This is a genomic window from Enterovibrio coralii (assembly GCF_001559595.1).
Taxonomy (GTDB): Bacteria; Pseudomonadota; Gammaproteobacteria; order Enterobacterales; family Vibrionaceae; genus Enterovibrio; species Enterovibrio coralii.
The window spans coordinates 115,761-138,139 of sequence record NZ_LNTY01000058.1 but is presented as its reverse complement, the minus strand read 5'-3'; the positions used below and the strand labels follow the sequence as shown (position 1 = coordinate 138,139).

General features: G+C 49.1%; 12 protein-coding genes and 5 pseudogenes. 9 read left to right on the top strand and 8 right to left on the bottom strand.

Annotated features, from left to right (window positions below; all coding sequences use genetic code 11):
• Positions 1–225: 225 nt before the first annotated feature.
• The 6 genes and pseudogenes from ATN88_RS22240 to ampD form a co-directional block, all read right to left on the bottom strand.
• Positions 226–2,495: pseudogene (locus ATN88_RS22240) on the bottom strand (patatin-like phospholipase family protein).
• Positions 2,496–2,737: 242 nt separating this feature from the next.
• On the bottom strand, positions 2,738–4,168 hold the full coding sequence (gene lpdA / locus ATN88_RS22235; RefSeq protein WP_067419734.1) for a dihydrolipoyl dehydrogenase: 1,431 nt from the start codon (positions 4,166–4,168) through the stop codon (positions 2,738–2,740).
• Positions 4,169–4,387: 219 nt separating this feature from the next.
• Positions 4,388–6,297 (bottom strand): annotated as a pseudogene (aceF, locus tag ATN88_RS22230) (pyruvate dehydrogenase complex dihydrolipoyllysine-residue acetyltransferase).
• A 13-nt stretch (positions 6,298–6,310) separates the two neighbouring features.
• A pseudogene (aceE, locus tag ATN88_RS22225) lies at positions 6,311–8,976 on the bottom strand (pyruvate dehydrogenase (acetyl-transferring), homodimeric type).
• A 96-nt stretch (positions 8,977–9,072) separates the two neighbouring features.
• Positions 9,073–9,846: a pyruvate dehydrogenase complex transcriptional repressor PdhR gene (pdhR, locus tag ATN88_RS22220; protein WP_067419733.1), complete on the bottom strand. Its 774-nt coding sequence runs from the start codon at positions 9,844–9,846 to the stop codon at positions 9,073–9,075.
• 310 nt (positions 9,847–10,156) lie between these two features.
• Positions 10,157–10,714 (bottom strand): 1,6-anhydro-N-acetylmuramyl-L-alanine amidase AmpD, encoded by a 558-nt coding sequence (gene ampD, locus ATN88_RS22215; protein ID WP_067419732.1) that lies wholly within the window; start codon positions 10,712–10,714, stop codon positions 10,157–10,159.
• A gap of 175 nt (positions 10,715–10,889) precedes the next feature.
• Between ampD and nadC the strand changes: the two genes are divergently transcribed.
• The 8 genes and pseudogenes from nadC to yacG all read left to right on the top strand — a co-directional run bounded on the left by nadC (position 10,890) and on the right by yacG (position 18,154).
• Positions 10,890–11,795 carry a carboxylating nicotinate-nucleotide diphosphorylase gene (gene nadC / locus ATN88_RS22210; RefSeq protein ID WP_067419731.1) on the top strand — a complete coding sequence of 302 codons (906 nt, stop codon included), beginning with the start codon at positions 10,890–10,892 and terminating at the stop codon, positions 11,793–11,795.
• 211 nt (positions 11,796–12,006) lie between these two features.
• The gene (locus ATN88_RS28450; RefSeq protein WP_067419730.1) at positions 12,007–12,459 is read left to right on the top strand and encodes a pilin; all 453 of its coding nucleotides are present in this window, start codon (positions 12,007–12,009) and stop codon (positions 12,457–12,459) included.
• Between the two features lie 207 nt (positions 12,460–12,666).
• A complete protein-coding gene (pilB, locus tag ATN88_RS22200) occupies positions 12,667–14,376 on the top strand; it encodes a type IV-A pilus assembly ATPase PilB (RefSeq protein WP_232313481.1) in 1,710 nt (569 codons plus the stop codon).
• A gap of 10 nt (positions 14,377–14,386) precedes the next feature.
• Positions 14,387–15,609, top strand: a pseudogene (locus tag ATN88_RS22195) (type II secretion system F family protein).
• 102 nt (positions 15,610–15,711) lie between these two features.
• Positions 15,712–16,581 (top strand): prepilin peptidase, encoded by an 870-nt coding sequence (locus ATN88_RS22190; protein ID WP_067419728.1) that lies wholly within the window; start codon positions 15,712–15,714, stop codon positions 16,579–16,581.
• Entirely contained in the window at positions 16,582–17,181 is a 600-nt protein-coding gene (gene coaE, locus ATN88_RS22185; RefSeq protein ID WP_067419727.1) for a dephospho-CoA kinase, read from the top strand.
• 12 nt (positions 17,182–17,193) lie between these two features.
• A pseudogene (zapD, locus tag ATN88_RS22180) lies at positions 17,194–17,933 on the top strand (cell division protein ZapD).
• A gap of 23 nt (positions 17,934–17,956) precedes the next feature.
• Positions 17,957–18,154 carry a DNA gyrase inhibitor YacG gene (yacG, locus tag ATN88_RS22175; RefSeq protein ID WP_067419726.1) on the top strand — a complete coding sequence of 66 codons (198 nt, stop codon included), beginning with the start codon at positions 17,957–17,959 and terminating at the stop codon, positions 18,152–18,154.
• 52 nt (positions 18,155–18,206) lie between these two features.
• Here the strand turns inward: yacG and mutT are convergent, their stop codons facing one another.
• Together mutT and secA are read right to left on the bottom strand one after the other, a co-directional pair.
• Positions 18,207–18,614: an 8-oxo-dGTP diphosphatase MutT gene (mutT, locus tag ATN88_RS22170; protein ID WP_067419725.1), complete on the bottom strand. Its 408-nt coding sequence runs from the start codon at positions 18,612–18,614 to the stop codon at positions 18,207–18,209.
• A 60-nt stretch (positions 18,615–18,674) separates the two neighbouring features.
• A complete protein-coding gene (gene secA / locus ATN88_RS22165) occupies positions 18,675–21,395 on the bottom strand; it encodes a preprotein translocase subunit SecA (RefSeq protein ID WP_067419724.1) in 2,721 nt (906 codons plus the stop codon).
• 436 nt (positions 21,396–21,831) lie between these two features.
• Between secA and ATN88_RS22160 the strand changes: the two genes are divergently transcribed.
• The gene (locus ATN88_RS22160; protein WP_232313480.1) at positions 21,832–22,326 is read left to right on the top strand and encodes a DUF721 domain-containing protein; all 495 of its coding nucleotides are present in this window, start codon (positions 21,832–21,834) and stop codon (positions 22,324–22,326) included.
• The last annotated feature ends 53 nt before the right edge of the window (positions 22,327–22,379 follow it).

Genomic DNA, 22,379 nt, shown 5'->3' with positions numbered 1-22,379 from the left:
ACATTTTCCTCATATTACGGTCTGACCGTGGCGGTCAGACATCCTTGGAAGTAAGCTCGGTTGGCAGGCGCGTGTTTAAGCGTAGGGCTAACTATCTATCTAATGCGCCTGCATAACGAAGCTGGCATGTTATCACTTTTTAACCAAATATTAAATTCCAGCCATGGAATGAAACATTCGGTTCATTGTAGAGAAAGCACCGAGGTGCTCTCTCAAATCAGTCCTTTAGAACTGGGACCCCACAATAAAATAGAACGAATCAAGATCGTTTTCTGTACGACCATAGGCGACTATCATTGGTCCCAATGGTGAATCTACCCCAGCAAATATACTGCCTGCCGTGTAAAACGGTACATCTTTAAGCGAAAAATCTGGGTTATTCCACACTCCACCGTACTCCAGTGAAGCACCCCAATAGACAGGTGATGTGAAAATCCCAAAATCGTTATCCAATAGTCGGTAGCGATACACCATGGCACCAAATGCAATGTTGTTTGCCCACAGAGAATCTTTAGAAATACCCGACAGATTCAAGAATCCACCGAGTTCATGAGGTTCAATCAAGACATTGCCAACACGCTCATTGATGGTGCCGTATTTCGCTTTGCCGTAGATGGTGTGTTTACCCCAACTCTCTGCGTAAACCCCTTCGGCGTTAAACACGGTGGACTCTGACGTGGACACCCCTTCATCTCTCAACTTGTCGCGGGCGTAACCCAGCGATGCATGCAGATACCCACCACGGTTCGGGAATACGCGGTTATCCAGCGTGTCCAAGGTCATCTCAACGTAAGGGATTTCGCGCGAGTAATCTTGCTCCAGCAAACCACCGGAGAACTCTTCCTCCCCTTTGATGTAGCGGTAACCCATCTTAAACTCACTCCAGAGCTTTGGTTGCCAACCAATGCCGATGTCACCGCGCACTTCGCTGTATCGGGTTGAGAGGGTAAATTCCACTTCTTCGAGGGTAGCTCCGGCGAGCGATAAAACTCCTGACGTTCGCGGACTTCAAAACCACCCAATACTTCAGCGAAAAACAGCTGATCGGCGGTAAACGGCAAGTAAAGCTCGGCCTGCGCCAGCTTGTCGGTGCCAATCTCAAAGGTGGTTCTAAGCTCTGCACCGTTTTCTGTCAGCCCCGTTGAGTTCACGCTAAAACCGGCAGAAAAATTGGTGTCTGACTCGAAGTTGTCCTCTAGCGAGAAGCGGAAGTCGACGAAATTAGGTCCCCAGCTTTTCTCTTTGACGTCCACCACCAACACGTTCTCTTTACCCTTTTGCTCGACGTGATAACGCACGGTTTCAAAACGGTCGAGGGCATAGAGGTTTCGCACTGAGGCTTCTAACTCTTTGGAGTTCATCTGACCGAGTTGCAGATCCAACCTTTCGGTCAGCACGTCGTCGGACAAGCTGGTGTCATTGTTCAGCACTATCTGGTCAATCTTGAGCATATCGCCGTGCAGCATTTGTCTGCGTCTAAGCTGCTTGGCTTCCACGTATTCCTGATACTCGCCTGACGTCATTGCCAGTTTGAGCAGCTTGCTCTTATTTTGAATGGCAATTTGATAGCCCTTGGCGAAGGCTTCAGGCATACGATCAAATTCTGTTGTCTCCATGTCACCCACATCAGGGGTTAACAAGATATCTTCTTTTGTCATATTGCCGATTTGCACTTCGGTACTGTTTCGCACCATGAAGTTCACGAGTTGGTTCATGACCTGAAGATAAGAGCCAAGCTCCGCCGCTGGGTAATAGTCGGTGCTGATATCCACCGCGATGACGATGTCCGCACCCAGCGCTTTGGCAACGTCCACCGGCATATTGTTGACTGGTCCGCCATCAACCAAATAACGGCCTTGAATTTCCACCGGCGGCAATGCCCCAGGAACGGCCATACTTGCCAGCATGGCTTCGGTCAGCTGCCCTTCACCTATCACCACAGGCACCAGTTTTTCGATGTCTGTAGCAACGGCGCGGAACGGGATAACGAGCTCATTGAAAGAAGTGAATACGGGCGGGTTTCCGGTCGACTCGCGCAAGATACGGATCATGTTCTGACCCTGCACGATCCCTTGCGGCGTCTTCAGGCTTTTGAGATCAAAGCCAAGGTTGGTGGACAGGTTATATCGGTCTTCATGTTCTTTATCGCGGATACGGCGGTCGCCGCGATACACCCTATCGACATACCCAGCATTCCAGTCGGTATGATCCATCAGCACTTCGATTTCATCGGCCGACATCCCCAAGGAATACAGACCACCGACATACGCCCCCATACTGGTGCCAGCGATGTAGTCGACCGGGATTTTCATCTCTTCCAGCGCGCGCAATACGCCAACATGCGCGGCACCTTTCGCGCCGCCACCGCCCAGCACCAAACCCACGGTTGGGCGGTCTGAGTGTTCGTGCGCATAGGCTGACACACTGAATAGGCTCCAACACAAGAAGGCAAACAACGTATTTGTCAGAGAGCGATTAAATAACTTCAAGTCCATTGAACAGAGTCCTAATGATGAAAACTGACCTAAGCGAGATTGGCTAAGACAATACCATTATGAAACAAGGAAAAGTTCAGGAAAAAGTCAGTAAGCCACGAATTTACTCTCTTATTCTCTGAAAATTGTATGATTTCTGCCTTTTTGACGCCTTGCCTATGAAGCATCGGACAGATATCGCCGAATTTTAGGTAAAAAAAAGCACCTCCTAAGAGGTGCTTTTTCTTTTTAAGAATCAGAGATTACTTTTTCTTTTTCACTGCTTTTGCGTTTGGCAGGTCAGTGATAGTACCTTCGAACACTTCAGCCGCCAGACCTACTGACTCGTGCAGTGTTGGGTGTGCGTGGATGGTCAGCGCGATGTCTTCTGCATCACAACCCATCTCGATTGCCAGGCCGATTTCGCCCAGCAGTTCGCCACCGTTGGTACCAACAATCGCACCACCGATAACACGGTGAGTGTCTTTGTCGAAGATCATCTTCGTCATACCGTCAGAACAGTCAGACGCGATTGCACGGCCAGATGCAGCCCATGGGAAGGTAGCAACTTCGTAGTTGATGCCTTGTGCTTTCGCTTCTTTCTCTGTCAGACCAACCCAAGCCACTTCTGGCTCAGTGTACGCAATTGAAGGAATCACTTTCGGGTCGAAGTAGTGCTTCTTACCAGCGATAACTTCCGCAGCAACGTGACCTTCGTGAACACCTTTGTGTGCCAGCATTGGCTGACCTACGATGTCACCGATCGCGTAGATGTGTGGAACGTTGGTGTGCATTTGCTTATCAACGTTGATAAAGCCACGCTCATCAACAGCAACACCTGCTTTCTCTGCATCCAGCAGTTTACCGTTAGGTACACGGCCGATTGCAACCAGCACTGCGTCATAACGTGTTGGCTCTGCAGGTGCTTTCTTGCCTTCCATCGTTACGTAGATGCCGTCTTCTTTCGCTTCAACCGCAGTCACTTTGGTTTCCAGCATCAAGTTGAACTTCTTGCTGATACGCTTAGTGAAGACTTTAACGATGTCTTTATCTGCTGCTGGGATAACTTGATCGAACATTTCAACAACGTCGATTTGTGAACCCAGTGCGTGGTAAACAGTACCCATCTCAAGACCGATGATACCGCCACCCATAACCAGCATTTTCTCTGGAACTTCTTTCAGTTCCAGTGCATCCGTTGAATCCCAAATACGTGGGTCTTCATGCGGGATGAACGGCAGCTCAATTGGACGAGAACCTGCTGCAATGATTGCGTTGTCGAAGTTAACAGTCGTTGGACCGTCTGCGCCTTCAACCACGATGGTGTTAGGACCGGTAAATTTACCGTAGCCGTTAACGATATTAACTTTACGCATCTTAGCCATACCGCCAAGACCGCCAGTCAGTTGGTTAACAACTTTTTCTTTCCATACGCGAATTTTGTTGATGTCAGTTGTTGGCTCGCCAAAAACAACACCATGCTCAGCCATCGCTTTGGCTTCTTCAATAACTTTTGCTACGTGCAGCAGGGCTTTAGATGGAATACAACCCACGTTCAGGCAAACACCACCCAGGGTGCTGTACTTTTCTACCAGAACAGTTTCCAGACCCAGGTCCGCACAACGGAATGCCGCTGAATAACCAGCAGGACCTGAACCCAGCACCACGACTTGGGTTTTGATTTCTTTACTCATTCTGACCTCGTTGTAGTCTTATATCCCTGACAGGCTAAGAGATTCTTTTTATGTTGGATGCGTTTTGTTTCACGACAAGTGCCTTTTCGTGAAAGGCACTTATTTGGTCCAACATTTTACAGCCGTGTTAACAAGCTGAAAAATAAAAACCCATAGCCTGTGAGCTATACATCAAATCAGCACCTGCCTTATGCAGGCAGGTGCTGATTGAGTGTTGTCTTACAGTACCAGACGGCGAATGTCTGACAGACACTCGTTCAGGTAAGTAATGAAGCGTGCACCGTCTGCACCGTCGATCACGCGGTGATCGTATGACAGTGACAGAGGAAGCTGCAGACGTGGAGCGAATTCTTTACCGTTCCATACTGGCTTCATTTCAGACTTAGACACACCTAGGATTGCAACTTCAGGTGCATTCACGATTGGTGTGAACGCAGTACCGCCGATGCCGCCCAGGCTAGAGATAGTGAAACAGCCGCCTTGCATGTCAGCTGCAGTCAGCTTACCTGCACGTGCTTTCTTAGATACTTCCATCAGCTCAGCTGACAGCTCGTAAATGCCTTTCTTGTTCACGTCTTTGAAGACTGGAACAACCAGACCATTTGGCGTATCTACTGCAATACCAACGTTAACGAATTTCTTCAGGATCAGGCTCTCACCGTCTTCAGACAGAGAAGAGTTGAACGTTGGGAACGCTTCCAGTGCTTTAGCAACAGCTTTCATGATGAACACAAGTGGAGTGATCTTCATGCCAGTATCGCGTTTCGCTTCGATCGCGTTCTGCTCTTTACGGAATGCTTCCAGCTCAGTGATGTCAGCGTTATCCCACTGAGTCACGTGCGGGATCATTACCCAGTTACGGTGCAGGTTCGCGCCAGAAATCTTCTTGATGCGAGACAGAGGTTGAACCTCAGTTTCACCGAACTTGCTGAAATCAACTTTCGGCCAAGGCAGAAGACCCAGAGCTGCGCCGTCGCCTTTACCAGAAGCAGATGCTGCTGCACCTGATTCCAGACGCTTCAGTGCTTCTTTCACGTAGTTCTGAACGTCTTCTTTCAGGATACGGCTCTTACGGCCAGTACCTTTCACTTTCGCCAGGTTAACGCCAAACTCACGAGCCAGACGACGAACAACTGGAGACGCGTGTGCGTACTCATTGTTTTCCTGGAAGTCACCAGCTGCTGCTGGCGCAGAAGCTGCTGCAGGTGCCGCCGCAGGAGCCGGAGCCGCTGCAGGAGCAGATGTCGCTGCCGCCGCTGGTGCAGGTGCTGCACCAGCCACTTCAAACACCATGATCAGCGAGCCAGTAGACACTTTGTCGCCTGCTGCTACTTTGATTTCTTTCAGTACACCTGCGAATGGTGCAGGAACTTCCATAGAAGCCTTGTCACCTTCAACAGTGATCAGTGACTGCTCTTCTTCGATACTGTCACCGATTGCTACCATGATTTCGGTCACTTCGACTTCGTCACCACCGATATCTGGAACGTGAACTTCTTTAACGCTGGCAGCCATCGATGCGCCAGCGACTGGTGCTGCCGCAGGAGCTTCTGCTGCTGGAGCCGCTGCAACAGGTGCTGCGCCTGAGCCTGCAACTTCGAAAATCATCACCAAAGAGCCAGTAGACACTTTGTCGCCTGCTGCTACTTTGATTTCTTTCAGAACACCAGCGAACGGTGCTGGTACTTCCATAGATGCTTTGTCGCCTTCAACAGTCAGAAGAGATTGCTCTTCTTCAATGCTGTCGCCAACCGCTACCATGATTTCAGTAACTTCTACTTCGTCGCCACCGATATCTGGAACGTGAACTTCTTTCAGTTCAGATGCCGCTGCTGCTGGAGCTGGAGCCGCTGCTGGAGCTGCTTCTGCCGCAGGAGCAGGTGCAGCTTGCGCTGCACCCTCGGCTTCGAAAATCATGATCAGAGAACCGGTAGAAACCTTGTCGCCTTCAGCGATTTTGATTTCTTTTACGATACCAGCCTGTGATGCAGGTACTTCCATCGACGCTTGTCACCTTCAACGGTGATCAGCGACTGATCTTCTTCAACTTTGTCACCAACGCTAACGAGGATCTCAGTTACTTCAACCTCATCGGCACCGATGTCAGGTACGTTAATTTCGATTGCCATTGATATATGCCTCTTACGCGTACAGTGGGTTCACTTTCTGAGTGTCGATACCGAACTTCTCAATTGCTTCAACAACAACTGATTTCTCGATGTCGCCACGCTTCGCCAGTTCAGTCAGCGCAGCAACTACAACGTAGCTTGCGTTAACTTCGAAGTGACGACGCAGGTTCTCACGGCTGTCTGAACGACCGAAGCCGTCAGTACCCAGCACGCGGTAAGACTCAGCAGGAATGAACGCACGAACTTGGTCCGCATAGTTCTTCATGTAGTCAGTCGCAACGATAGCAGGCTCAGTACCCATTACTTGTGCAATGTATGGTACTTGTACGTCTGCCATTGGATTCAGCATGTTGTGACGGTCACACGCCTGGCCATCGCGAGCCAGTTCGTTGAATGAAGTCACGCTGAATACGTCAGAAGCGATGCCGTAGTCCTTGCTCAGGATGTCAGCTGCTGCACGTACTTCGTTCAGGATGGTACCAGAGCCCATCAGCTGAACTTTCGCTTTGTCACCCGCGTATGCTTCCAGCTTGTAGATACCCTTACGGATACCTTCTTCAGCGCCTTCTGGCATTGCTGGTTGCGCGTAGTTTTCGTTCATCAGCGTCAGGTAGTAGAACACGTTCTCTTGCTCAGGACCGTACATGCGACGCATACCGTCTTGCATGATTACTGCAACTTCGTAAGCGAACGTTGGGTCGTAAGAGATACAGTTAGGAACAGTACCTGCCATGATGTGTGAGTGACCATCTTCATGCTGAAGGCCTTCACCATTCAGGGTAGTACGACCCGCAGTTGCGCCCAGCAGGAAGCCACGTGCTTGTTGGTCGCCCGCCATCCACGCCATGTCGCCAACACGTTGGAAGCCGAACATTGAGTAGTAGATGTAGAACGGGATCATTGGCAGATCGTTGGTGCTATATGATGTCGCCGCAGCAACCCATGAAGACATCGCACCCAGTTCGTTGATACCTTCTTGCAGTACCTGACCTGAAGTCGCTTCTTTGTAGTAAGAAACGATGTCGCGGTCTTGTGGGGTGTAGTTCTGGCCGTGCGGGTTGTAAATACCGATTTGACGGAACAGACCTTCCATACCAAAGGTACGCGCTTCGTCCGCAATGATTGGAACGATGTTCTTACCAACGCCTTTGTCTTTCAGCAGCACGTTCAGTGCACGTACGAAAGCCATTGTGGTAGAGATTTCACGCTTTTGCTCGTCCAACAGAGGTTGGAACGCATCCAGCTCTGGCAGTGCCAGTTCTTCAGTGAACTTAGGCAGACGCTTAGGCGTGTAGCCTTTAAGTGCTTCACGACGAGCGTGCAGGTACTGGTGCTCAGCTGAACCTTCATCCAGTTTCAGGTAAGGCAGTGCTTTCACGTCTTCGTCAGACAGCAGGTCTTGCAGACCCAGGCGATCACGCAGGTGCAGAACATGGGTCATATCCATCTTCTTAACCTGGTGCGCAATGTTCTTGCCTTCCGCCGCTTCACCCATGCCGTAACCTTTAACGGTCTTAGCCAGGATCACAGTCGGACGGTCTTTAGTTTCTTGTGCGTTCTGGAATGCAGCGAACAGCTTAGACGGCTCGTGACCACCACGCTTCAGCGCGAAGATCTCTTCGTCGGTCATGTCTGCAACCAGAGCAGCAGTTTCTGGGTACTTACCGAAGAAGTGTTTACGAACGTATGCACCGTCTTTTGCTTTGAACGTCTGGTAGTCACCGTCAACGGTTTCGTTCATCAGTTGCAGCAGTTTACCAGTGGTGTCTTTCGCCAGCAGTTTGTCCCAACCGCTACCCCAAACAACCTTAACAACGTTCCAACCAGCACCTTTGAACAGACCTTCCAGTTCTTGGATGATCTTGCCGTTACCCATTACTGGACCGTCCAGACGCTGAAGGTTACAGTTGATCAGGAAGCACAGGTTGTCCAGCTTCTCACGAGCAGCGAAAGAGATCGCGCCGCGTGACTCTGGCTCATCCATCTCACCATCACCCAGGAACGCGTATACGCGCTGGTTAGTGGTGTCTTTCATGCCACGACCGTTCAGGTACTTCAGGAAGCGAGCTTGATAGATTGCAGAGATTGGACCCAGACCCATAGATACGGTCGGGAATTGCCAGAACTCAGGCATCAGTTTAGGGTGCGGGTATGAAGAAATACCGTTACCGTCTACTTCTTGACGGAAGTTATCCAACTGAGCTTCAGTCAGACGACCTTCAACGAATGCGCGAGAATAGATACCTGGTGCAATGTGACCTTGGTAGTAAACCAAGTCACCACCGTCCACCTCGTTAGGAGCGCGGAAGAAGTGGTTGAAACAGGTTTCGTAGAAAGCAGCAGAAGACTGGAATGAAGCCATGTGGCCACCCAGATCAAGGTCTTTCTTAGATGCGCGCAACACGATCATGATCGCGTTCCAACGAATGATAGAACGAATACGACGCTCCAGGTTTACGTCACCTGGGTATGCTGGCTCTTTATCCGCAGGATGGTATTCACATAGTTGGTGGTGATGCCAGTAGGCATATCAACACCGTCAAGGCGCGCCTTTTCCATAACTTGTTCTAGTAGGAATTGGGCACGTTCTACACCTTCTTCACGAACGACTGATGCAAGAGCTTCTAACCACTCTTGGGTCTCAAGTGCGTCCACGTCATTTTTCATGACTTCAGACATGGCGATCTATCCTTTCGTTGATTGACTCGTACAAAACTAATGTTGTCGCAGCTGAAAAAACGGTTCCTGACAACTCCTCGAAGCTGTCGGGATCCGCTATTCCAACTCGTCCTTGCGTTGCTGTATCCGGCGAAGCGAGCGCTCACGTCGGCTTTCCTCACGGCCCAGATCCAGCAGGGTTTCCTCTATAAAAGCCAAATGCGCATGCGATGCCTGACGGGCTTTTTCTGGTTCCCCGGCGGTAATCGCTTGCACAATATTGGCTCTGTGTCTGGTTACTTTTTCCACCACGTCTTTACGACGGTTAAGTAACTCAAAGTTTTGTAATATGTTTTGCTCCAGCAAAGGAACTAGGCTGCGCACAATGTGCAGCAATACCACGTTATGTGATGCCTCAGTAACGGCGATCAGGTATTGCATAACGGCAGCGGCTTCGGCTTTTACATCGCCAAGTTGCTGGGCTTCCCGAATGTGGTCGTGGCACTGGCACACTCGGTTTAAATCTTCTTCTGTACCCCGTAATGCAGCAAAATAGGCCGAAATGCCTTCGAGCGCATGTCGAGATTCTAATAAATCGAGTTGAGATTCCGGGTGGTCTGCTAACAGCTCAATCAATGGCTCTGAGAAACGCTGCCACAAGCGTTCACTCACGAAGGTGCCGCCACCTTGTTTTCGATTGAGGAGTTTCTTCGCTTCCAATCGCTGAATTGCTTCGCGAATAGAAGGACGGGAGACATCAAATTGCTGCGCTAACTCGCGCTCCGGTGGCAGTTTTTGCCCCGGCGACAATGTGCCTTCCAGAATCAGGCTTTCAAGCTCTTTCTCAATAACATCTGACAGTTTGGGCTGACGAATCCGTTGTATTGCCATCGTTCTTCTTTATTTTCTGGCGCCGGAAATCCTGCGCGTCTTATCCCACTCTATCGGTCTTGTAAATTGGTAAGACCAATTACCAAACACATAAAAAGTTACCAGAATGTGTCGTAACTGTCCACCCTAAACTTGATTTAAGTCATAGAAATTACAAGTAGATGTCGAATGTAAATTAATCAATCCTCTCCCAATGGTAAGACCAATTTATTTGCTCAAAACGATGGAATATTGCGCAAATTCTCAAAGCCGTTTCACTTCTCAACGAATTTTGGAAACGCACGTTTACAAGATAAGGTGCGAAAAACCGTCAGCTCTCTTCTGCACCTAACGCTTGTTGATAACGTTGCCAGTTAAATGACAGCCCCGGATCGGTCTTTCTGCCTGACGCAATATGCTCATGGCCCGTAATGCGCGATGCCGCCATTTTCGGGTAGTAATGAAGCAAAGATTGCGTCACCAACGTAAGCACATGGTATTGCTCGTCGGTGTAGGGCAAATCGTCTGTGCCTTCAAGCTCAATACCAATCGAGAAGTCATTACACTGTTCACGTCCCTCGAAACACGACACGCCGGCATGCCAAGCACGCTTATCAAACGGCACAAACTGCACCACACTACCGTCACGTTTAATGAGGCAATGTGCAGAAACGTCGAGATGGCGTATTTCATCAAAATACGGATGGTCTTTTGAGGTCAGTTTTCCCTGAAAAAACTGCTCAATATAAGGGCCGCCAAACTCACTCGGCGGCAGGCTGATATTGTGCACCACCAGCAAAGAGACATCGCTAGGATCCGGGCGTTCGTTAAAATGGGGAGAAGGGAGGTAAACAGCCGATTCCAGAATGTGATCACTAATGGTTAACATGCACAATGCCTTTGAGCATCAGAAAAACAACAGTTTACCGTATTTACGGTAAAAACCCACACAAAAAGTACACCTTTGCTCATCTCGCAATCTGCCCTTCTCACATGTACACTGGCAGCCATCGTAGGCAGGACAGCCCTGTTTGAATCTTTGTTTTACCCGTGATGGAACCACCATGTCAGATCTCTCGAACGCACCACGCGTTCACGACAGCCAAAAACGCCTGGCGAAGCTGAAAGAAATGCTCCAAAACGACATCGTTCGTTGTGTTGCCGATACGCTGAAAGAAGACTTAGGCGGTAGTTTAGATGCCACTCAAGATATCACCGCCAGCTTAATCCCTGCTTGCACGCATGCGACTGCAACCATCATTACCCGCGAACACGGCGTTTTCTGCGGAAAAGCCTTTGCCGATGAAGTGTTTCGTCAACTTGGCGGTGAAGTCGATATTCGCTGGATGGTGGAAGACGGTGACAAAGTCGAACCAAATCAAGTCCTTTGCGAACTTGAAGGTCCTGCACGCATTCTGTTGACGGGTGAGCGCAACGCAATGAACTTTATTCAGACCCTGTCTGGCAGTGCAACCGAAACCGCGCGTTATGCCGAAAAGCTAGCTGGCACGAGTACTCGCTTGCTGGACACCCGCAAAACCATTCCCGGTCTTCGCAATGCGCTGAAATATGCCGTGGCGTGCGGCGGCGGTTACAACCACCGTATCGGTGTGTATGACGCCTACCTCATCAAAGAAAACCACATCATGGCATGTGGTGGTATTCAGCAAGCCGTGAAAACAGCCAAAGACTTGAACCCAGGTAAGCCTGTTGAGGTGGAAACCGAATCGCTGGATGAACTACAACAAGCGATTGATGCAGGTGCCGATATCGTGATGTTGGATAACTTCACCACAGACATGATGCGTGAAGCTGTCGCTTTGAATAACGGACGCATCGCATTGGAAGTTTCAGGCAATGTGACACTCGACACGATTCGCGATTATGCAGATACAGGGGTAGATTATATTTCTGTGGGCGCACTCACCAAACACATCAATGCCATGGATCTCTCCATGCGTTTTAAGTGACACAAAACTCGTTAACTTACTGATAATGCAGGCACTATGCCTGCATTTTTGTCCAACGGTCACATTTTGTAACACTCACTTCATTCCCGTTGCATCAAAGGCAGATCACCCGTCGAAAGACCCTATTATTACGCTGTCACAAATTCAATTTCAGTCTTATCTTGAAACCACTTACGCAATTAATTGCGCATGAACGACTGGAGATAAGAATATGAAAAAGCAAAAAGGTTTTAGTTTAATTGAGCTGTTGATTGTTGTTGGGATCATTGGTGCACTGACGGCAATTGCCGTGCCAGCTTACTCAAACTATAAAAATAAAGCGGATGTCACCGCAGGCATCGCTTCGCTGAAAAACATGCTGACCAAAGCGGATCTGTTCTTGGAGTTAAGTTCTACAAACACTTTAGCGACTTTTATAACAGCTGGTGCTGATGTAGGTGGGTTAGACTCAGCAAATGGTTTTGTTGTTGAAGGTATTGGCACCATTACTGGCACGGCCGCTTCAGAATCTGCGGACGGCACTCTTGTGCTTGCTTTGAATACAGACACTGCATATAACAACCAAACAATTACATATACACGCTCAGAGGCTGCATGGACATGTGCAATGTCTGCAGGCATCCAACTAGATGGCATTAAAGGCTGTGCAACGACTACTCCGTAAACTGATCTGAATTTAAAAGCGGGATAGCGGCGAACGCAACTCCCGCTTTTTTGACTTTAATATCACACTTGGTAAGTGTTCGGTTCTTCTGCTTGTCAGCATGACATTCGTCGAAATTCCATTGCTCTTCTATCGACACCGTTTCATATCAGTCACATAACTAAAGACTCAATAATTCGTACTTACGCCATGTATAAGGACAGCCTCGTGACTGCAGAAACTCTAGATTCAGGCTTAATCAATCTTCTTCTGCATAACTCTGCGATCTCGCAGGAACAATCCTCGCATGTTCTAGATACGATGACGCTTGATGGCAGGGCAGCACCCGATGCATTGATAGCCAACCAGGTGCTGTCTAGCGATGCGCTTGCCAGGACACTTGGCGACTATTTTAAAGAGCCTGTCGGTAACATCACTGACTACCCTTATATGACAACGTGCGAGCAGTTAGATAAGCGGTCACTTTGCCTTAACCACAGCGTATTGCCGCTCAAGATTGTCGATTCCATGCTTTACCTTGCAGTTAGCGACCCCACAGATCTCGATGCGCAGGATGAATTTCGCTTTGCCACAGGACTGATGATCCGCCCCATTATTGTCGATCATCTCCAGCTCAAAGGTGCGCTTCGCAAGCTTTACGGCAAGAACATTGAAGCCAGCTGCAAAGATACGCTTTCGGTATCGAACTCCGAACTGGAAGAACTTGCCGATTTTGATATTTCGGAAAGCACTGATGACTTGATGACGGACGAGGCCCCTGTCAGTCGCTACATTCAGCAAGTCATTTTGGATGCGGTACGAAAACAAGCGTCCGATGTGCACTTTGAACCGTTTGAGCAAAGCTATCGCATTCGCTTTCGCCTCGATGGAATCTTGCAGCTCCACAGCTCTCCACCTGCGGGCGTTTCTCGTCGTCTTTCTACCCGACTAAAAATTCTCGCCAAGCTCAATATTGCCGAGCGACGCCTTCCGCAAGATGGGCGCATCAAGCTCAACATCTCTGACTCCAAGTCAGTAGATATGCGTGTTTCCACACTGCCCACCCTTTGGGGCGAGAAGGTGGTACTTCGTATTTTAGATGGCGGCAGTGTTGCGCTGGATATTGATTCGCTCGGCTATAACGAAAAGCAGAAAGCCGATTACTTGCATGCTCTCGACCGCCCTCAAGGCATGATATTAATAACAGGGCCGACAGGGAGCGGCAAAACCGTATCCTTGTACACGGGTCTTAAATACCTCAATACCGCAGAGCGCAATATCGCCACGGCGGAAGACCCAGTCGAAATCAACCTGCCCGGCATCAATCAGGTCAATATCAACAACGATATCGGCCTTGATTTCGCCAAAGCCCTTCGTGCGTTTCTCCGCCAAGATCCTGATGTGGTGATGGTGGGTGAGATCCGAGATTTAGAAACCGCAGAAATTGGCATTAAAGCGGCGCAAACGGGTCACCTGGTACTTTCCACCTTGCACACTAACTCAGCGGCGGAAAGTATTACCCGCTTGGCCAACATGGGCGTTGCGCCCTACAACCTTGCCGCCTCTCTTTCACTGGTGATTGCTCAGCGCTTGGCGCGTCGTCTTTGCAAACATTGCAAAGAGCCACACCCCGCTGACGACAACCAGCTTATCGCTTTGCAAAAGCACTATCCGTCGCTGCGCACTGAGTCGATCTACAAAGCTGCACCTGAAGGCTGCGATCACTGCAACCACGGCTATATTGGCCGCGTCGGGATCTATGAAGTTGTGCCCATTTCCACTGAGTTGGCTGAAGCGATAGGACAAGGGGCATCTGCCAGCCGATTACAGAACATTTCCAGTGCCAGCGGTGCGCTGACCTTGCAAGAGTCCGGTATCGAAAAACTAAACGAAGGCATCGTCAGCCTTACTGAACTTCAACGCGTCATTAGCTTATAAGGAAGCTGTCATGGCGAAAGAAAAAAACAAGCTTTATGCCTTTCATTGGCGAGGAGTAACAACCAAAGGGTCAAACGTAAAAGGCCAAGTGCTGGCGTTTAACGAACAAGATGCTCGTCTTTCCTTGGTAGAGCAGCGCGTTCAAATTCTAAAAATTAAGCGCAGAAGCCCTTCGTCTTTTGTCCAACGCCGAAATGCCGCGACGCCAAAAGACATTACCCTATTCAGTCGCCAAATCTCGACCATGCTGGAAGCGGGGGTGCCTTTGGGCGAAACACTGCAGCTTCTGAAAACCGGTGCAAAAAAAGCCGAGATGAAACTTATCATCGGCAATATTTATCGCCATGTGGAAGCCGGATCGTCTTTGGCCATGGCGATGAAAAACAGCTCGCCGCTTTTTGACCAGTTTTACTGCGATTTGGTGGCAACGGGTGAGCAGACAGGTCGCCTTGAACAAATCTTTGCAAGAATCAGTGTTTACCGAGAAAAAGACGAAGCCACACGAGCCAAAGTAGTCAAAGCCATGATTTACCCAAGTATCGTGACCTTTCTGGCACTGGCGGTGACTATTGGCATGCTGATCTTCGTGATCCCAACATTTAAAGATGTGTTCGCTTCCTTTAACGCAGACTTACCTTGGTTTACCCAAAAAGTTCTGAACCTTTCTGAAGTTGTTCAAAACTATGGCTTACACCTTGGGTTAGTCACCGTTTTAGTCGTTCTTCTAATGCGAGAAAGCTACAAACGCAGTCCGTCATTCCAACTTAAAGTAAGCCGATTGTCCCTTCACATCCCAATTGTCGGTGGCGTATTGACAAAGGCGACGCTTGCACGTTTTACCCGTACCCTTGCAACCACGTTTAATGCGGGCATCCCACTTCTAAACGGTCTTTCAGCTGCCGGGAAAACGGCCAATAACCTGCACTATCAAAATGTGATAGAGACGGTTTACCAGCAAACATCAGGGGGCGCCCCCTTCACCGCTCTATCAAAGAAACGGGCGAGTTCCCGGACATGATGACGCAAATGGTGATGATCGGTGAGGAATCAGGTTCGCTCGATGACATGCTCAATAAGGTCGCAGGGATGTACGAAGATGAGGTGGATAATGTCGTCGACAATCTCGGTAAAATTCTGGAGCCGCTGATCATCGTTATTCTTGGTGGTCTGATTGGATCTTTGGTAGTCGCTATGTATTTGCCGATGTTCAATCTGATCAGTGTGATGGGATAAAAATTAAACTGTGTCTCCGTCTTTTGTTCTTAATTCACATAGAGTGAACTGGCACATCTCGGTATCATATTACTTTGCCCTCCTTAATAATGGAATACCGTGATGAATTGGCTGTTTGACTCTCTGAATCTTTTTGTAGTGTTTGCCTCTGTCTTTGGCCTGATTGTTGGCAGTTTTCTCAATGTCGTAATTTACCGACTGCCAAAAATGATGGAAATACGGTGGCAACAAGAGTGTCACGACTGTTTCCCAGAAGAAATTGCAGCCCCTGATGGGCAAGTCTTTAACCTAAGCCTACCCCGCTCTCACTGCCCTAATTGCCAAAAACAGGTAAATGCTATCGACAATGTGCCTGTATTGAGCTGGCTTATCCTTGGCGGAAAGTGCCGCAACTGCAAAACACCAGTAAGCAAACGCTACCCTTTAGTCGAACTGTTGACCGCAATGTTGACGGGCGTCACGGCATTTACCTTGACGGGCTCTTACTGGTCACTCGCGGTGATTTTCGCAACCTTTGTGTTGATTGCGCTGTGTTTTATCGACATCGATACCATGCTGCTTCCCGACCAAATGACGTTGCCGCTGATGTGGGCAGGCATGTTGCTTGCAGTGATGGGCATCTCTCCAGTCTCACTTCAAGATTCAGTCATTGGAGCCATGGCAGGCTACCTGTCACTGTGGAGTGTGTTCCAACTCTTTAAGCTTTTAACAGGTAAGGAAGGCATGGGGTATGGTGATTTTAAACTCCTTGCAGCTTTGGGGGCATGGCTTGGCTGGCAAGCATTGCCAATGGTTATCCTGTTAGCCTCCTTTATCGGTGCTGTTGGCGGCATCATCATGATACGCATCAATGGCTCAGATAAAGAAACGCCTTTCTCTTTTGGCCCTTATCTCGCCATTGCAGGGTGGATCGGTTTGCTATGGGGCGATAAGATCATCAACTGGTATTTAACATCTTATTTGGGTTACTAAATGGCGTTTGTAATTGGCGTGACAGGTGGTATCGGCAGTGGAAAAACTACGGTCGCCGATCTTTTTGCCGAAAAAGGCATTGATGTGATTGATGCTGATGTCATTGCTCGCCAAGTTGTTGAGCCAGGCACCGACGGCCTAAATGCCATCGCAGAAAAGTTTGGTGCTGAGATGCTAACGCCTGAAGGCACCTTAAATCGCGCGGCATTGCGAGAGCATGTGTTCTCACACCCTGAGGATAAAGTGTGGCTGAACGCTCTACTGCATCCAAAAATTCGCGAAACGATGATTTCACAAACCCAACAAAGCCAGACACCTTACTGTTTATTGGTGGTGCCTTTGCTGGTTGAAAACAGCCTTCAATTACTTTGCCAGCGTGTGCTTGTCGTAGATGTTTCAGAACAAACTCAAATTGCGCGCACTGGAAAACGCGATGGTGTCAGCACTGAGCAAGTGAAAAACATACTCAATGCACAAGCCAGTCGCATACAGCGACTAGCAATTGCTGACGACATCGTGAACAATGATGGGGGTAACAAGGAATTAATCCCTCAAATCGACGCATTACACGCTCAGTACCTTGAACTGGCAACACAGTAAATTGAGAGCAGCATGAGCACCGATACCCTTTACGAGCACCCTTTGAATGAGCAAGTCCGTGTGTATTTGCGACTTGAGTACTTGTTGGATCAGGTAAAGCTTGCCGCCGATATCACAGCCTCTTCACAATGGGCTCCGTTTTTTAAAAGCCTATTTGATCTGATGGAGATCCTCGAACAGGTTCAGGTCAAAGGCGATCTGGTTAAAGATCTGGAGAAACAGCGCGCGAAGCTGGAAGCGTGGCTCGACGTGCCACATGTGGATGTTGAGCAATTAAAAGTCCTGCTCGGCGAAAGCGTCAGCTTCAGCAATCTCTGCTTCAGGCACCGCGACTTGGCCAAAAACTGAGAGAAGATAAATTCTTGTCTTCAATTCGTCAGCGTTTCTCCATTCCGGGTGGCACCTGTAGCTTTGACTTGCCTGTGCTTCACCACTGGCTGAGTCTGCCTCTTGCCCATCAGCAATCAAACACGTCACAGTGGCTGTCGTCTTTGCAAGCACTCGATGAAGCACTGACGTTTTGGCTACACTTAGTCAGAGGCAGCACTGTGATGCATCCTTGCACTGTGAACAATGGCTTCTATCAGCAAGACGTTGATGGTGCCTATTTACTTCGCATTCAAATATCACCCGATTACAACGCTTACCCTTTGGTGTCGGGTCATAAATCGCGCTTTGCCGTCCGCTTTATACCATTTGACGAAAGCCGCGCCATTGCAGATTCCATGTCACTTCGACTGGCGGTCTGCTAGATAACACGAATACAGAGGTTTCTGTGAGCAAAGAAAGTCCAACTATTGTTAAGTGCCCACAATGTGGTATTCCCGTTGTTTGGGGAGAAGTCAGCCCGTATCGTCCGTTCTGTAGCAAGAAGTGTCAGTTGATCGATCTTGGTGAATGGGCAGATGAAGAAAAGCGCATTCCGGGCGCACCAGATATGTCGGACAGCGACGGTTGGTCAGAAGATCACTAATACGTCTCTGTCTTGAAGAAAAAAGGGCCAAACACAATGTTTGGCCCTTTTTTTATAGAAGTGTTTCTTTAAGCTTTACCAACACGGGCGCATTCGCTTCAGGGAATTCATACTCGCCTAACGTATCAATCCCCACCCAACGCCCCGGCTGCCCTTCCTTGCCAAAGGGTTCGCCCTCAAACGCAGACACAAGGAAGAAATCAAAGGTTAGCGACTTTTCTGGGTAGTCATGAGAAAACGAGATAAAGTGCTCAACCGTTTTGGCAGCAATACCCACTTCTTCATCCAACTCACGTACGACGGCAGCTTCTGCAGTCTCACCCGCTTCTACTTGTCCGCCAGCAAACTCCCAGAAACCACCTTTGTGCGCCTTCGCAGCACGCTGCGTGATATAAATCTCGTCTTTCGTGGGATTCAAAATAATCCCAGCCGCAATATGAATGCGTTTCACGTCAGTCATCTTTCTTACTATCCATAAAAAAGGCCGCGATGTGCGGCCTCTTAGTATCCTTGCCTACGGTTAGTCGATCTTACCGTGACATTGCTTGAATTTCTTGCCTGAACCACAAGGACATGGCTCGTTACGGCCCACTTTACGACCTTCACGAACAACCGTATCAGATGCGTGCTCGTGGCTGTCATCCAGCTGGTTTTCCGCTTCTGCATGGTTGGTTTGCTGACGACGCGCTGCCGCTTCAGCGTGCGCACGACGTTGCTCTTCCATACGATCCACTTCTTCAGGCTGTTGAACACGAACCTTGCTCAGCGTCATCACAACGTCTGATTTCAGTGCTTCCAACATGTCCTCGAACAGTTCGAAAGACTCACGCTTGTATTCCTGTTTCGGGTTCTTCTGCGCATAACCACGCAGATGGATACCTTGACGCAGGTGATCCATCGCCGCCAGATGTTCTTTCCACAGCGTGTCCAGCGTTTGCAGCATCACTGCTTTTTCGAAGTTACGCAGGGTTTCTGGACCTACCGCCGCTTCTTTCGACTTGTACACATCAATGATGTGGTTCAAGATTTTCTCGCGCAGTTGCTCTTCGTACAGCTTGTCGTCTGCATCCAGCCACGCTTGCAGCGGCAGCTCAACATCGAAGTCAGCTTTCAGACGCACTTCCAGACCTTCAATATCCCACATCTCTTCCAGAGATTGAGGCGGAATGTACTGGTCGATAACTGCGTTCACCACGTCTTCGCGGTTGTGCTCGATCATCTCGCTGATGTCTATGGTATCCATCAGCTCATCACGCAGTTCGTAAACCACTTTACGCTGATCGTTTGCCACGTCATCGAATTCAAGAAGCTGTTTACGGATATCGAAGTTACGGCCTTCAACTTTACGTTGTGCGTTTTCGATAGCTTTGTTCACCCATGGGTGCTCAATCGCTTCGCCTTCTTCCATACCCAGTTTCTTCATCATGTTAGACACACGTTCAGACGCGAAGATACGCATCAGTGAGTCTTCCATAGACAGGTAGAAACGGCTTGAACCTGGGTCACCCTGACGACCAGAACGACCTCGTAGCTGGTTATCGATACGGCGTGATTCGTGACGCTCGGTACCGATGATGTGAAGACCACCCGCGGCTTTTACCGCGTCGTGACGCTCACGCCATGTCGCTTTGATATCCGCAATTTGTTGCTCGGTTGGGTTTTCCAGCTTCGCAACGTCAGTTTGCCAGCTACCACCCAACACGATATCCGTACCACGACCTGCCATGTTGGTTGCGATAGTGACCGCACCTGGCGCGCCCGCTTCAGCAACGATGTCCGCTTCTGATGCGTGGAATTTTGCGTTCAGTACTGAGTGTTTAACGCCCGCTTTTTTCAGTGCGTTAGACAGAAGCTCAGATTTCTCGATAGACACGGTACCCACCAGAGAAGGCTGGCCTTTCTCACTGCGCGCTTTGATGTCAGCGATGATCGCCTCAAACTTCTCACGCTCAGTCATGTAAACCTGATCCGCCATGTCATCACGAACCATTGGTTTGTTGGTTGGGATAACCACGGTTTCAAGACCGTAAATTGACTGGAATTCAAATGCTTCGGTATCTGCGGTACCTGTCATGCCTGACAGCAGATCGTACAGACGGAAGTAGTTCTGGAAGGTGATCGATGCCAACGTTTGGTTTTCGTTTTGGATCTTGACGCCTTCTTTCGCTTCCACCGCTTGGTGCAAGCCTTCAGACCAACGACGACCTGGCATAGTACGGCCAGTGTGTTCATCAACGATAACCACCTCACCGTCTTTGACGATGTAGTCGACGTCTTTCTCAAACAGTACGTGAGCGCGCAGTGCCGCATTGATGTGGTGAAGCAGCGTGATGTTTGCTGGCGAGTACAAGGTATCGTGCTCTTCCATCAGGCCGTTTTTCTTCAGCAGGTCTTCCACAAACTCCTGACCCGTTTCTGTCAGGTGCGCTTGCTTAGATTTCTCATCAACGGTGAAGTGACCGTCACCACGGTACTCTTCGCTGTCTTCTTTGTCCTGACGCACCAGTTGCGGGATCAGCGCATTGATACGGGTGTACATGTCAGAGCTGTCTTCAGCAGGACCGGAGATGATCAGAGGGGTACGCGCTTCATCGATAAGGATGGAGTCAACCTCATCCACCACCGCGAAATAACGTTCACGTTGAACACGGTCTTCCGCACGGAATGCCATGTTGTCACGCAGGTAGTCGAAACCAAATTCGTTATTGGTTCCGTAAAGAATGTCTGCTTGGTAAGCGGCTTTTTTGTCTTGAGGGTGCATGTTTGGCACGTTGATGCCAACAGTCATATCAAGGAATTCAAACAGTGGACGGTTGGTTTCGGCGTCACGCTTTGCCAAGTAGTCGTTCACAGTAACAACGTGAACACCTTTGCCCGTCAGTGCATGCAGGTAAGCAGGCAGGGTCGCGGTCAGGGTTTTACCTTCACCAGTACGCATTTCTGCGATTTGGCCGTTGTTCAGCACCATGCCGCCAATCAGCTGTACGTCAAAGTGGCGCATGCCATAAACACGCTTAGACGCTTCACGCACGGTTGCAAACGCTTCCGGCAGGATAACGTCCAAAGACTCGCCTTGCTCGATACGCTGGCGGTACTCAGCGGTTTTAGCTTTCAGTTCGTCGTCAGAATATGCTTCAAACTGTGGTTCAAGATTATTAATTTCGTTGACGACTTTGCGAAGACGACGCAGGGTGCGGTCGTTGCGACTTCCGATTACTTTGGTAATTAGCTTCGATAACATGGCTTTGCCGTTTCTCTCATAATTTTAGCTTCAGCAAAAGGGCTAAAGCTGGATACTGCGCGGCAGAGAAATTCAGCATATCCCTCTGCCAAAATTTTTCGGAAGAATTAGCGATTCATTCTGGATGAAGATCTTGTGCCTGATGAGATGGATTTCAAGGCTCGAAAATCAATTCTTCACGCTTATTTTGCGCTTTGGCTGATTATCATAAGCCATATCTCCTATGCATCCCACTCGTAATACGTGTTCTGCTTGGTTTGTTAAGAAAAATTAGAACCCGTTCATTGACCAGACCCAAAATAGTGCACTTTATGTTCATTTTTGTGCAAAAAGTACCGCCTATCCCCATCAACGCATTGGGCTTTTATCAATGAAAGCTAGAGACCTACCCGACCTGCTGGTACTCTTTAGGGAGTAAACATCAAGAGATTTGATTGTGAGAGATCATCGTCCCCAAGCAGCATTGGATTTACTCGAAAAAGGCTTAGCCGGTCAGGTAAGACAGCGCGCCTATGCATTGTCCCAACTCAATGAACAAGTTAAAGCCCTTTTGCCGCCACAATCGGCGAAACATTGCCGCGTGGCCAACTTTCGAGACGGGATCCTTATCCTCGAATGTGGATCATCTTCTTGGGCAAACCGCCTGAACTTCGATCGTCATGTCCTGATGTCCTCTCTTCGTCAGGGCACACTGCCGTCATTAATGACCATTGAAATCAAAGTGAACCCAGAGCTGGCAAAGCGAGACATGGAATACGTCAAAGCAAGCGAGCCTAAAAGTGACAAGCCGCCTGTCAGCCCAATGGCTGCGGAATACCTAAAAGCGATTGCGCAGGCGCGCCAGACAAGGTGCGTAAAAAGCTTGAGGCCATTGCCGCACTGGCAGATAAAAAAGAAGAATGAGCCCGACAGGGCTTGCTGGTCAACATAGAGATATAAAAAAACCGGAGTCTTCACTCCGGTTTTTTCTAAGGCTTTTTAGGC